This window comes from Azospirillum formosense (genome assembly GCF_013340925.1).
Classification (GTDB): domain Bacteria; phylum Pseudomonadota; class Alphaproteobacteria; order Azospirillales; family Azospirillaceae; genus Azospirillum; species Azospirillum formosense.
Window position 1 is genome coordinate 1 of sequence record NZ_WHOR01000021.1, and the last position, 12,965, is coordinate 12,965.

General features: G+C 69.0%; 10 protein-coding genes. 6 read left to right on the forward strand and 4 right to left on the reverse strand.

The window, feature by feature from the left end:
• Positions 1 to 62: 62 nt before the first annotated feature.
• The 4 genes from GBZ26_RS04920 to GBZ26_RS04935 all read left to right on the forward strand — a co-directional run bounded on the left by GBZ26_RS04920 (position 63) and on the right by GBZ26_RS04935 (position 5,964).
• Positions 63 to 1,223, forward strand: coding sequence for an amidase (locus tag GBZ26_RS04920; protein ID WP_345772038.1), 1,161 nt, complete (start codon positions 63 to 65; stop codon positions 1,221 to 1,223).
• A 180-nt stretch (positions 1,224 to 1,403) separates the two neighbouring features.
• Positions 1,404 to 4,556 (forward strand): PAS domain-containing protein, encoded by a 3,153-nt coding sequence (locus GBZ26_RS04925; RefSeq protein WP_174437868.1) that lies wholly within the window; start codon positions 1,404 to 1,406, stop codon positions 4,554 to 4,556.
• 146 nt (positions 4,557 to 4,702) lie between these two features.
• Positions 4,703 to 4,891, forward strand: coding sequence for a hypothetical protein (locus GBZ26_RS04930; protein WP_174437869.1), 189 nt, complete (start codon positions 4,703 to 4,705; stop codon positions 4,889 to 4,891).
• Between the two features lie 107 nt (positions 4,892 to 4,998).
• Positions 4,999 to 5,964 (forward strand): hypothetical protein, encoded by a 966-nt coding sequence (locus GBZ26_RS04935; RefSeq protein WP_174437870.1) that lies wholly within the window; start codon positions 4,999 to 5,001, stop codon positions 5,962 to 5,964.
• A 25-nt stretch (positions 5,965 to 5,989) separates the two neighbouring features.
• Here the strand turns inward: GBZ26_RS04935 and GBZ26_RS04940 are convergent, their stop codons facing one another.
• Positions 5,990 to 6,604: a class I SAM-dependent methyltransferase gene (locus GBZ26_RS04940; protein ID WP_174437871.1), complete on the reverse strand. Its 615-nt coding sequence runs from the start codon at positions 6,602 to 6,604 to the stop codon at positions 5,990 to 5,992.
• Between the two features lie 147 nt (positions 6,605 to 6,751).
• Here GBZ26_RS04940 and GBZ26_RS04945 point away from each other — a divergent pair, with 147 nt between their 5' ends.
• Positions 6,752 to 7,081 carry a hypothetical protein gene (locus GBZ26_RS04945; RefSeq protein WP_035679689.1) on the forward strand — a complete coding sequence of 110 codons (330 nt, stop codon included), beginning with the start codon at positions 6,752 to 6,754 and terminating at the stop codon, positions 7,079 to 7,081.
• 30 nt (positions 7,082 to 7,111) lie between these two features.
• On the opposite strand, the gene GBZ26_RS04950 is transcribed toward GBZ26_RS04945, so the two are convergent.
• Both GBZ26_RS04950 and GBZ26_RS04955 read right to left on the reverse strand, forming a co-directional pair.
• Positions 7,112 to 7,441, reverse strand: a complete 330-nt coding sequence (locus GBZ26_RS04950; RefSeq protein ID WP_174437872.1) for a hypothetical protein — start codon at positions 7,439 to 7,441, stop codon at positions 7,112 to 7,114.
• 123 nt (positions 7,442 to 7,564) lie between these two features.
• On the reverse strand, positions 7,565 to 9,175 hold the full coding sequence (locus GBZ26_RS04955; RefSeq protein WP_246654046.1) for a ribonuclease J: 1,611 nt from the start codon (positions 9,173 to 9,175) through the stop codon (positions 7,565 to 7,567).
• A gap of 568 nt (positions 9,176 to 9,743) precedes the next feature.
• Here GBZ26_RS04955 and GBZ26_RS04960 point away from each other — a divergent pair.
• Positions 9,744 to 11,015 (forward strand): BON domain-containing protein, encoded by a 1,272-nt coding sequence (locus GBZ26_RS04960; RefSeq protein WP_174437873.1) that lies wholly within the window; start codon positions 9,744 to 9,746, stop codon positions 11,013 to 11,015.
• A 58-nt stretch (positions 11,016 to 11,073) separates the two neighbouring features.
• Here GBZ26_RS04960 and GBZ26_RS04965 read toward each other — a convergent pair whose 3' ends face one another.
• The gene (locus tag GBZ26_RS04965; protein WP_174437874.1) at positions 11,074 to 12,870 is read right to left on the reverse strand and encodes a glycoside hydrolase family 15 protein; all 1,797 of its coding nucleotides are present in this window, start codon (positions 12,868 to 12,870) and stop codon (positions 11,074 to 11,076) included.
• Between the last annotated feature and the right edge of the window lie 95 nt (positions 12,871 to 12,965).

Consider the following 12,965-nt stretch of genomic DNA (forward strand, 5'->3'; position numbering starts at 1 on the left):
CCAGTTCTACCACAGGGTGGATCGCGGGCGGCGTCGGATGGGTATAAGAGCCAGACATCTGGGTGCGCGGCCAGCCGGTCCGCCAGGGGTCGCGGCTGTTCCAGGACTTCATCGCGCCGGAGGACGCGGTGGCCGTGGCCCGGCTGCGCGCCGCGGGCGCCGTCTTCGCGGGCATCACCAACTGCTCCGAATTCGCCTGCAAGGGGGTGACGACGAACCGCCTGCACGGCCCGACCCGGAACCCCTGGGATGTGGCGCTGACGCCCGGCGGCTCCTCCGGCGGGGCGGCCAGCGCGGTCGCGGCGGGCCTGGCGCCGCTGGCGCTGTGCACCGACGGCGGCGGCTCCCCGCGGCGGCCGGCCGCCCATGTCGGGGTGGTCGGCATGAAGCCGTCGGCCGGAATCGTCCCCCACCCCATCGGCTTCCCCGAGCCGGTGTTCGGCAACTCGGTGATCGGCCAGATGGCCCGCTCGGTCGCCGACGTGGCGCTGATGCTCGACTCGCTGGCCGGGCCGGACCCGCGCGACCCGCAATCGGTGGCGGTGTCCGGCTCCTTCGTCCGTGCCGCCGCCAACCCCGACCCGGCGGGCCTGCGCATCGCCTACTCCCGGCGGCTGGGTCTGGACGCCCCCGTGGACCCGGAGGTCGCGGCCTGCGTGGAGCGCGCCGTCCACCGCCTCGCCGATGCCGGGGCCATCGTCGAGGAGGCCGACCCGGTCTGGCCCGAGGGCGCCGGGGAAAACGGCCTGATGCCCCTCCAGTTCGCCGGCCTCGCCGCGCTTTACGGCGAGCGCTACCGCGCGACGCCGGACCTGTTCGACCCCGACATCGGGCAGCAGATCGACGCCGGCCTGCGCACCGGCGGCGCGGAGGTCGCCCGCGCCCTGCATCTGCGGGAGGAGGCGTACCGCGCGCTGGCCGCCCTCTTCGCGCGGTACGATCTGCTGGTCTGCCCGACGACTCCGGTCACCGCATGGCCGTTCGACCGGCTTGGCCCCGCCGCCATCGAGGGGCGTCCGGTGACGCCGCGCGGCCACGCGGTCTTCACGCCGCTGTTCAATCACTGCTACGCGCCGGCCTGCTCGGTCCCCTGCGGGCTGACGGCGAGCGGCGGGCTTCCCGTGGGAATCCAGATCGCCGGACCGCGCCTGAGCGACGCGGCGGTGCTGCGGCTGGCCGCCGCGGTGGAAGCCACCTGCGGTTACACTGCCCTCGTATCGTGACAGCCTTTTGAAGAAAAAGAGAAAGGGCGATTGGGATAGAACGGACAGCCTGTTTCAATCAACATCGTATTCTGGCAATCTTCGCCCGCGGAAGGGCGGAGTAAGGAGATACGGGTGAAGACCAACGAGCCGGACCAGCGGCCTGGATGGTCGGCGCGTCGGTTGTCGATTCTTTTCCTTGTGGTTGCGTTACCGCTGATCGCCTTCGAAGTGCACAACATCCTGGAATTGCGCAAGTCGCGGGAAACAGAAATCCGCCTGGAGTCGATGCAGCTTCTGGATCAGGTCGAGTCCGAACAGAAGCGCATCGCCGACGACATCGAACACGTTTTGGTTGCTCTTACCGAGATGGGCATAGGGCGGCTGTCCCCAGCGGCCTGCCAGGATACGCTTCTTCGGATCAAGGCAAAGTTTCCCCCATATCTGGCGGTGAGCATCAGCAACCGGTCCGGAACCATCTGGTGCTCCACCGAACCCCGGGCACGTGGCCTGTCGGTTGCCGACCGCAGCTATTGGCAGGAGGCGCTGACGACCGGAAAACAGGCCAACGGGGCCACCCTGACCTCCCGCACCACGGGGCGCCCCTCCATCCCCTTCGCTCTCGCCTACAAGGACGAGAACGGCGTTCCGGCCGGGGTGGCGACCGTGCTCCTCGACACCACATGGCTGAACCTGTTCCTTCGCGAGAAAAGCCTTCCGGGAAACGCGGAGGTGGTGATCGCCGACCGCTCCGGCATCGTCCTGGCGCACCAGCCCGAAACGCCGGACATCGTCGGCCGGCCGCTGCACACGCCCTATCAGGCTCTGCTGGAGCGGGGCGAGCGGCGTGTGGTCGAGACGCTTGGGCCGGAGGGGCGGATGCGGATCACGGCGGTGTCGCCGCTGGCCGCCGGCGTCCCCAACCTCTATGTCCACGTCAGCCTGGACAAGGACGAATCCATGCGGCCGGTCAACGCGGCGGCCCGGCGCACGCTCGTGATCTTCGCCGGGCTATTCCTGTTCGCCGCGCTGACCGCCGGCTGGAGCCTGTGGCGCTTCCTGCGCGCGCATGAGCTGGCGCGCAGCAACGCGCTCCGCATGGCGGCGGTGCTCGGCAGCACGGTGGACGGCGTGATCGAGTTGGATCGCGATTGGCGGTTCACCTACCTGAACGACAAGGCGGCCGCGCTGGTCGCCCAAGGCCGCGACCTGCGCGGGCGGTCGTTGTGGGACGCCTTTCCGGAACTGGTCGACACGCCGCTGTGGCGCAAGGCCCATCAGGCGATGGCCGAGCAGACGCCGATCGACGATGAATTCCAAGGGATGCGCACCGGGCGCTGGTTCTGGATGCGGGCCTTTCCCAACGCGAACGGGATGTCGGTCTATCTCCTCGACATCACCCGGCGGCGACAGGCCGAGGATGATCTGCGCAAGAGCAAGGATCGGCTGAGCCTCGCCCTGGAATCGGCCATGGCGGGCTCCTTCGATTGGGATCTGACGACCAACAAGGGGCATTGGTCGGAGGAAACCTACCGCATCTTCGGCCTCGATCCCGCCGTGCACGAATCGACAAGCGCCGTGTGGCGGTCGGTGGTCCACCCCGACGACTTCGACGTCGCCACCCTGAAGGCGCAATCGGACATCCTCGCCAAACAGCAGACCTACGTGCAGCTGGAATACCGGATCGTCCAACCGGGCGGCGCCGTCCGCTGGGTCTCGTCGATCGGGCGCGTCAATTATGGTCTGGACGGCACACCGCTGCATTTCAGCGGCCTGAACCTCGACATCACCGAGCGCAAGGCGCTGGAGGAGGCGCTGCGCCGCAGCGAGGAGCGGCTGACCATCGCGCTGGCGGCATCGGAGGCCGGGATCTGGGATTTCGACCAGCGCGACCGCACGCTGGCCTGGTCGGATGGCATGTACCGGTTGTACGGCGTCACTCCGGACAGCTTCAAGCCCGACGAGGACAGCTTCTTCGAACTGGTGCACCCGGCGGACCGGGACACGGTGCGCCGGTACACGAACGATGTGCTGGAGGCCCGGCGCTCCGATTACCGCGGGGAGTTCCGCATCCTTCATCCGCGCGACGGGGTGCGTTGGATCATGGCGATCGGGCGCCCCGTCTACGACAATGGACGTCTGGTCCGGCTCAGCGGGTTGAACATCGACATCACCGGGCGCAAGGCGATGGAGGAGGCCCTGCGCGACGCCAAGGCCAAGGCCGACGAGGCCAACATCTCCAAATCGAAGTTCCTGGCCGCGGCCAGCCACGACCTGCGTCAACCGCTGCAATCCGCCCTGCTGTTCGCCGGAGTCCTGCACCACCACGTCGACCCCGACAAGGGGCGCCCCCCGCTGGCCTCGCTGGAACGCGCGCTGGAGACGCTGAAGAACCTTCTCGACAGCCTGCTGGACGTGTCGCGGCTGGATGCCGGTGTCATCGTCCCGCAGATCGGCACCGTGCCCCTGCGCCCGATGCTGGAGGAGATCGAGGCGGCCTACGCCCCCATCGCCTCCAGCAAGGGTCTGGAGTTCACCGTCGTCCAACTCGCCCCGGACCTGGCGGTGCGCAGCGACCGGCTGCTGCTCGGCCGGATGCTCCGCAACTTGGTGGAGAACGCCATCCGCTACACCGAGGCGGGCTATGTCCGCGTGTCCTGCGAGGCGACGAACGGCACCGTCCGCATCATGGTGCAGGACAGCGGCATCGGCATCTCGGCGGAGCAGCAGACCAAGGTCTTCGAGGAGTTCCATCAGGTCGGCAACCCGGAGCGCGACCGCAGCCAGGGCCTCGGCCTGGGGCTGGCCATCGTGAAGCGGCTGTCCCGGCTGCTGAACCATCCGGTGTCGGTTCGCTCCGAACCGGCCCATGGGTCGGTCTTCTCCATCGACGCGCCGCGCGCCGCCGCGCCGGCCGTCCCCCTACCCGCCCCGGAAGCCGAAACCACCCCGACCGGCGACGGCCGGTTGGCCGTTCTGGTCGAGGACGACGTGATCGTCCTGATGGGGCTGCGGACCATCTTCCAGGAATGGGGATACGAGGTGGCCGTCGCCGGCTCCGCGGAACAGGCGCTGGAGCGGCTGCGCGGACTGGACCGCCACCCGGACCTGATCATCGCCGATTACCGGCTGCGCAACGGCCGGATCGGAACGGAAGCCATCGCGCAAATCCGCGGGCTGGTCGGATCGCCGGTTCCGGCGATCATCCTGACCGGCGAGATCGGCACCGACTGCGACCGCGACGCAGCGGCGCTCGGGCTGGCCGTGGTGCGCAAACCGGTCACGCCGCGGCAGTTGCAAGGCGCCATCCAGGATCTTCTGAACCTCAATCCAGTGAGTCAGACCGGCGACTGACCGTCCTCCCCGATGCGAGAGCTGTGGACAAAAAGCGGACCAGCCTTGACGGGACAGTGCCACTGCCCCATATTGTGCACTGCAACATAACGATAAGCCCTTTCCCGAGGGGGAGACGCCTTCTCAATCCTTTGAGGAGGTCCCTTATGAACACGCCTTCGACTTTCGCTTCCGCCCTTCCCTCCGAACGCGACCTGCAGATCATCCGCCGCAAGGCCGCCCGGATGCGCGCCGACCATCTCCGGTCCCTGCTGGGCCGGCTGGCCGCGTTTCTGAAAGGACGGACGGCCGATCTGAATCCCCACCGTCTGGATGGCGGCCGGGCCGCCGGTTGACACGGGCGTCCCTCATTTTTCCCTGACACAGCAACAGCAACGCCCCGCAGGCGGTCCGCGACAGCGGCGCCCCGCGGGACGGTCGATCTTTGGTTGGAGTTTTTCACATGCAGAAACGAGCGGTCGCCCTGGGCGGCTTCGGTGGGTTCAACCTGCACGGCGCGGGCGTGCTGACGGCGCTCGACCGCCTGGAGCGGATGCCCGACCTGTTCACGGTGACCTCCGGGCAGATCGTCGTGCTGGCCGCCTGGCTGCGCGGCGAGGACGTGCGCCGCCTGCTTCTCGAACACCGGGGGGCGTCCGGCGGGCTGCTCCAGGCCTGGCAGACCGCCCTGTTCGGGCACAAGGGCGTGTTCCGCCCGGTGCTGGGCGAGCATGCGCGGCGTTGGCTGGATGTCCCGCTGTCGCCCTCGGCGGTGCTGGAGCGGCTGATGCCGGCCCGCCAATACGCCCCGGTGCGCGACCGCGACACCGTGGCCGAGATCGCCCGCACCCTGAACGAGGCCGAGGTCGGCGTCGTCTTCAACACCTACGATTTCCGCTCCGGCAACGGGCTGCTTCACGGCAACCCTGCGGCCCGCCGCCTGATGGCCGGCGAGGTCGGGCTGGAGGACATCACTGCGGAGGCGGTGGAGAGCGCTCTCTGGCTCTATCTCTACGGCTTCGAGGAGGCCCCCGGCGGGCTGATCGACGGCGCCTATCACCGCAGCATCATCCTGTCGGAACTGCACGGCTTCGACGAGGTGACGGTGGCCGCGCCCTTCCCCGTTTCGTGGATCGGGCCGGTGCCGCGAAACCAGCTGGAGGTGGAGAACTGGAAGATCCGCCAGTGGTTCGCCAACTCCTACAAGGCGGAGGTGGCGCGGCTGCGCCGGGTGATCGAGCTGATGGAGCGCGGCACTCTGAACGACCCGGCCTACCGCATCCGCTCCCTGACCGAGCTGCCGCTGCGCCGCCATTACGGCTACTTCGACTATTTCACCGAGAAGGCGGAGGTGTTCGACGACGCGCTCGCCCAGGCGCTCGACCATTTCGGCGGCGGCCCGGCGCACGAGCAGCGGCGCGCCGGCTGATCGGCCGAGGGGAAGGCCCGGCGGCTCAGGCCACGCGGGCCTCCACCAGCTTGACGCAGTCGCCCATCACGAAGCGGCTGGCGACCGCCCCCAGGCCGGCCCGCGGCAGATGGGCCTCGTACCCGGCGGTGTAGCGGGCGCCGAAGGCGAAGCTCAGCCAGGGCGACACCAAGCGCATCCACAGCCGGGCCACCGAGCGCTCCGACTGGGTGTAGTCGAGGATGCGCAGTGTCCCCTCCGGCTTCAGGATGCGCCGCATCTCGCGCAGCACCGGCACTTGAAGCTCCTCCGGCAGGACGCAGAAGACGAAGGTCGCCACCGCATGGTCGAAATGGCCGTCGGGGAATCCGGTGGCGGCCAGATCCATCACCCGGAACTCCACCGCCCGCCCCAGCCTGCCCGCCCGCTTGGCGGCGCGGCCCAGCATGGCCGGGCTGGCGTCCACCGCGGTCATCCGGGCGCCGATGGGGTAGAAGGGGATGTTGCGGCCGGTGCCCGCCCCGGCATCGAGGATGCGCCCGGACAGGCCGTGGAACGTGCCCCGGCGCAGGCGCCGCTTCCACATCACCTCGTAACCGAGATCCAGCGCGTCGTAGAGCGGGGCGATGCGTTCGTAGGTGCGCACATAGCCGGTCTGCATGGTTCGAGACTCCCCCGAAGCGGCCGACCCCCGCCGTGAGCGCCGATGGCCGGAAGCGCGTTTCGCCTGTTCTTCCTTTCATAGCAGGCGAATGTGACGGATCATCGCGCCTGGGCTCCAAAGCCCGATAAACTGAATGGAGATGGCATGGATGCGCTGAACCCGGCGGCGGAGGCCCGCCGTCAGGCCGGACTGGAAATCCAGGCGCTGGCCGAGGATTTCGAACAGAGCGACGAGGCCGCCTTCCTGCGGATGCGCATCATCGGCGGGGTGGTGGCGGGAGTGGTGACGCTGGTCCTGCTGGTGCTGCTGACCGCGGGGGCGGACTGGCGCTATCTGTTTGGCTTCTGGGTGGTGATCGTCGGCTTCATCGGGATCGGCTACGCCGTGTCCGTCTACCGCCAGCGGCAGCAGACCGCGCGGCTGCGCGCCCTGGCGACCCGCTGGCTGACCGGCGGAACCGTCCCGCCAGTCTGAGGAAAGGGCTGGTCTGAGAGAAGGGTGGCGTCAGGAGGCGCGAGAGCCGCGGCGCTTGCGGCGGCGCTGGAAACTCTGGATGCGCTCGATCACTTCACCCATGTCCGCCGCCTCCTCCACCTCGCCGAGATGCAGGAGGACGCGGATGTAGGTGTCGATCAGGCCGAGAACGGCGTCCTCGTCGGTCACGCCGTAGGCCGCCTGGCCCAGGGCATCGACGATCAGGGTCCCGCTGTCGGCCAGCGCCTCGGCCACCTCGTTGATGGCGCGGTCGAGGGCGGTGTCATCCCCGTCCGGCGCTTCCAGCACCGGGTCGAGGATGTCGGGAAAGGAAAGCCGGTCGGCGGGATAGCCAGCCATGGGCAACTCTCCAAGATAAAAAAGGGCCGTGAGCCGGCCCCTGGTGCGCGCGAACGGAGGGTGGTGTCCCCTTCTGGTGATTCGTGGCCCGTTGAAAGATGGCGGTGAGGGAGGATGGCCGCGTCAGGCGGCCATCGATTCCATGGCTTCAGCCAGGGCGTCCGCGTCCTCCGCGACGGGCAGGCCCGTCCAGGGGATCAGTTCGCGCCCGGTGTTGGCGAGGCGCTTGGCCTCCATATGGCCGATCACCGCGGTGCCTTCCCGCGCGATCCGCAGGATGTCGCCGTCCTCCGGAACCAGCGCCCGTTCCACGCCGCAGGCGCGGGCGAGGCGGGCGTGGGCCTCCAGATGCTCGATGGTGCCGTGCACCGGCACGGAGAAGCGCGGACGGATCAGGTCGTACATGCGGATCAGGTCGTCCCGCTTCGGGTGGCCCGACACATGCACCGGCGCGTCGGCGGGGGTCACCACCGTCACGCCCTTGGCCTTCAGATGGTCCTGCACGTCGGCCAGCACCACCTCGTTGCCGGGGATGGCGCGGGCGGAGAAGATCACCGTGTCGCCGCTCTCCAGCCACAGGTCGCGGTGGCCGTCGCGGGCCAGCCGGCTGAGCGCCGCCCGCTCCTCGCCCTGGCTGCCGGTGCACAGGAACACGAGGTTCCGGCGCGGCGTCCAGGAAGCTTCCATGATGGAGATGAACTCCGGAGCCTTCTCCAGGTACCCGCTGGCGCGGGCCGCCTTCTCCATGCGCAGCATCGACCGGCCGACCAGCACCACCTTGCGGTCGTGGGCCGCCGCGGCCTCCGCCACCGCCTGCATGCGGGCGACGTTGGACGCGAAGCCGGTCACCGCGATGGCGCCCTTGCGCCCGGCGAAGGCCTCGATCAGGCCGGCGCGGGCGTCCGCTTCCGACCCCGTGGTGCCGTCGACGTTGGCGTTGGTGCTGTCGCACATCATCGCCAGCACGCCGCGGTCGCCCAGCCGCTTCAGCGCGTCCAGGTCCATGGTCGGGCCGACCAGCGGGTGCGGGTCGAACTTCCAGTCGCCGGTGTGCAGGACCGTGCCGGCCTTGGTGTGGATCGCCACCGACACCGGCTCGGGGATCGAGTGGGTGACGGTGATGGTCTCGATGCCGAAGGGGCCGATCTCGAAGGCCGCGCCCGGCTCGAACACCCGGATGCGGGCGTGGCGCAGGCCGCCGGACTCCTTCAACCGTTCACGGATCACATGGGCGGCGAAGGGGGTCGCGTAGATCGGGCATTCCAGCCCAGGCCACAGATGGTGGATGGCGCCGATGTGGTCTTCGTGGGCGTGGGTGACGACCAGCCCGACCACCTCGTCCATCCGCTCCTCGATGAAGGAGGGATCGGCCATCAGGCTGTCGACGCCCGGCGCCTCGTCGCCCATGAAGGCGACGCCGGCGTCCACAATCAGCCACTTCCCGGCATGGCCGTAGAGCGCCATGTTCATGCCGATGCGCGAGCAGCCGCCGAGCGGGATGAACAGGATTTCATCGTTGCCCGGCACCGGGCCGGGAGCCGGCGCGCCCGGCGGGCGGGTGGCCTTCGGACGCTCGTAGGGCTTGGGGTTCTGGTTCTTCTGGAAACGCGGGCCGCCGGACTTGCCGCTGCGCACATCGCCAACAATCGTGTTCGGGCGGTTGCCGCCAAAATTCGAGTTCGGGCGGTTGCCGCCCTTGGGCGCCGCGCGGCGGCGCTTGTTATCAAACGTCATTCGTCCTTCTGCTTCACAACATCTCAGCCGGCATTCAACGCTGCCGGACGGGCGTGCATCGCGTGTCGATGCGGATCTCGGGGGTCTCCCCGGCCATCGGCGGCGCCAGGACCGTGGGGATGGGTCGAGGCAGCCGGCCGGAGCGGCCAGGGAGAGCGGTGTTCGAGCCAGTAATCCAGATGGCGACGCCGGTCAACCGCTGAATCACGACCCGGAAAGGGGTTTGCCGGTCGGTCACCCGAAGGTTACGGCCATCCGCCGGCGATGTTGCACATATGTTTCCTTCGCCGCGGCGTTCAAGGGGGCGGCTTCGCCTGATTCCCTGCGGCCTTCGCGCGGCGCGCCGACCGAGCGCAAGAATGCTGGGATTGCGGGCGCTCGCGGGCTTCCCGACGGCGCTCCGGTTGGCTGGCCTGTGCAGGGCGCATGGCAAGGACTTGGGCAAGGCCTTGGGCAAGGACTTGGCCAAAGACACGGCAAAGCCATCGCCGGTCCGCGATCCTTCGCCGCCTCCCCTGTTGTTTGCGGACGCCCGGCGAACGGGCACCGTCCAAATGGGGAGTATCCCATGTCCGACTATGAATCCAGGTGGAGGAACGACCAGGGCACCCGCCGCGACGACGACCGGTGGGAGCGCGACCGCCAACGCGGCGAAGGCCGCGAGTGGAGCGCCGGCTCGTATCAGAACCGTGGCCGTGACGAGTTCGGTCAATCGAATTGGGGCCAGTCCGGTTCGGGCCAGTCCGGCCGGTCCGGCATGATGGGCGGCGGTGGCCGCCAGCCCGGCTACGGCTACGAGGGCCAAGGCCGCGAGGGCTTCGATTATGGCCGCGACTATTGGCGCCAGCAGGAAGGCCGGGGCGATTACGGCCAGGGCTCCTATGGCCAGAGTTCCTATAATCAGGGCTCCGGCAATCGTGATTACGGCCGTGATTACGGCCGCGATTACGGCTCCCGCGCCTCCTATGGGCAGGGCCAACGCGACTGGCGCTCCCGCGATGATCGCCAGAATTATGAGGACCGTGGCGACTACGGCCAGGACTTCGGCTATCGCGGCGGCTTCGGCCGCTCTGAATACGGCAGCGGCGCTTACGGCGGCCGGGACTATGGCAGCCGCGACTACGGCGGGATGGAATACGGGTCCGGCTCCCGCGGCTATGGAAACCGCGACTACAGCAGCCGTGACTACGGTAACCGCGACTATGGGCGGATGGGCTATGGCGGCGGTGGCGGCTACGGCCGCAACGAGGACCGCGGCTTCTTCGAACGGGCGGGCGACGAGATGGCCTCCTGGTTCGGCGACGAGGACGCGGAACGCCGCCGCCGCATGGACGCCCGCAACGACGACCCCGGCGCCCAGCACCATCGGGGCCGTGGGCCGCGCGGCTACACCCGCTCCGACGACCGCATCCGCGAGGATGTGAACGACCGCCTGACCGACGATCCCTACATCGACGCGTCGGAAATCGACGTGACCGTCAGCAATTGCGAGGTCACGCTGAGCGGCAGCGTGGACGACCGCCGGACCAAGCGCCGCGCCGAGGATATGGCGGAGACCATCTCCGGCGTCCGCCATGTGCAGAACAACCTGCGCGTCCGCGAGAGGACGTTCGGCGGCACCGGCACCACCGCCGGGGCGTCGGCCATGGCCGGGCTCGGCACCACCGGGTCCTCGAACACGGGGATGGGCGGCACGGGGATGGGCGGGTCCGGAACAAGTTCCTCCGGAACCTCCAGCGCGTCAGGCACCGGCATGTCCGGCACCGGGATGAGCGGAACAACGGACAGCACCAGCCGCACCGGCACCACCGGCAGCACCACGGGCAGCACCAGCCGCTGACCCGTGCCCAACGCGCCCCTCCCGCCCACACCGGCGGGAGGGGCTTTCCCTTGTTCCGTCAGTCCCCGTCCTTGCGCTGCTCCGCCGGCTTCTCCGCACGGGTCAGGTTGAAGGCGGTGTTGATGAGCGCGATGTGCGAGAAGGCCTGCGGGAAGTTGCCGACCAACCGCTTCGCCGTCGTGTCGTACTCCTCCGACAGCAAGCCCAGATCGTTGCGCAGGGCGAGCAGCCGGTTGAACAGCGCCTCGGCCTCCGTTTGGCGCCCTTGCAGCACATAGACGTCGGCCAGCCAGAAGGAGCAGGCGAGGAACACTCCCTCCCCGTTGGGCAGCCCGTCGTCGGTCCTCTCCGTCCGGTAGCGCATGACGAGGCCATCCTGCATCAGCTCCTGTTCGATGGCAGCGACGGTGCCCCGGATGCGGGGATCGTCCACCGGGAGGAAGCCGACCATCGGCAGCATCAGCAGCGCCGCGTCGACGTGGCCGGCGCCGTAATATTGGACGAAGCTGTTGCGCTCCTTCGAATAGCCGTTGGCGCAGACATCGTCGCAAATGGCCTGCCGCAGCGCCTTCCAACGCTCCAGCGGCGCATCCAGGCCGAACTTCTCCGCGCTCTTCACCATGCGGTCCACGGCGACCCAGGCCATCACCTTGGAATGGGTGAAATGCCGAGCGCCGCCGCGCACCTCCCAGATGCCCTCGTCGGGCTGGTCCCACACCGATTCCATGTGGTCGAGCAAGGCGCACTGGACATGCCAGGCTTCCGGCTGGGTCGTGATGCCGCGCATGCGCGCCTGGTGCGCCGCGTCCATCATCTCGCCATAGACGTCGAGCTGGAGCTGGGGGGCCGCGGCATTGCCGACGCGGACCGGACTCGCCCCCTCGTAGCCCGGCAGCCAGGGCACGTCCCATTCGAGCAGGCGGCGCTCCCCGGCGATGCCGTACATGATCTGGATCTGCTGCGGGCTGCCGGCGATGGTGCGCAGGCCCCAGTCGCGCCAGTCCAGCGCCTCCTGCAGATAGCCGGCGTTCATCAGCGCCAGCAGGGTCAGGGTGGCGTCGCGCAGCCAGCAATAGCGGTAGTCCCAATTCCGCACCCCGCCGAGCTGCTCGGGGAGGGAGGTGGTCGGCGCCGCGACGATGCCGCCGGTCGGGCGGTAGGTCAGCGCCTTCAGCGTCACCAGCGAACGCACCACCGCGTCGCGCCAGGGGCCGCCGTAGGCGCAGCGCCCGCTCCACTCCTCCCAGAACCGCTCGGTCTCGGCCAGAGCCTGCTCGGCGTCGACCGGCTCCGGCAGTGGCAGGTGCGAGGGGGAATAGGTCATCACGAAGCTGAGGCTCTCGCCCTCCGCCACAGTGAAATCGGCGACGGTGCTCAGATCCTCGCCGTGGATCGGGGCGCTGGTGTGCAGGACGACCATGTCCGGCCCGGCGATGGCCCGCAGGGTGTGCGGGCCGATCCGCGTCACCCACGGCACGACGTGCCCGTATCCGAAGCGCAGCGTCAGGTCCATCCGCATGGCGACGCGCCCGCGCCGCCCGCGCAGGATGCGCACGACGTCCGACGCCTCGCCGCGCGGGGGCATGAAGTCGATCATGGTGACGGCGCCCTCCGCCGTCTCGAACTCCGTCTCCAGGATCAGGCTGTCGCCGCGGTAGCGCCGGGTCGTGCGGGCGTCGGGATCGCTCGGGCGCAGCAGCCAGCGCCCGTTCTCCGGCGTACCCAGGAGCGCTGCGAAGCAGGCGTCGGAATCGAAGCGCGGCCAGCACAGCCAGTCGATGGAACCTTCGACTGACAGAAGGGCTGCGGTTTCGCAGTCTCCCAGAAGGGCGTAATCCTCGATGCGGGAGGCCATGGCACGCTCTCGAACGATTGGGGGTGCCCTTTGGCAACGGCCGGTGACCGCTCCGGTTCCCTGTGGTCAAGTACCGGCGCCGACGAAGGTCGATC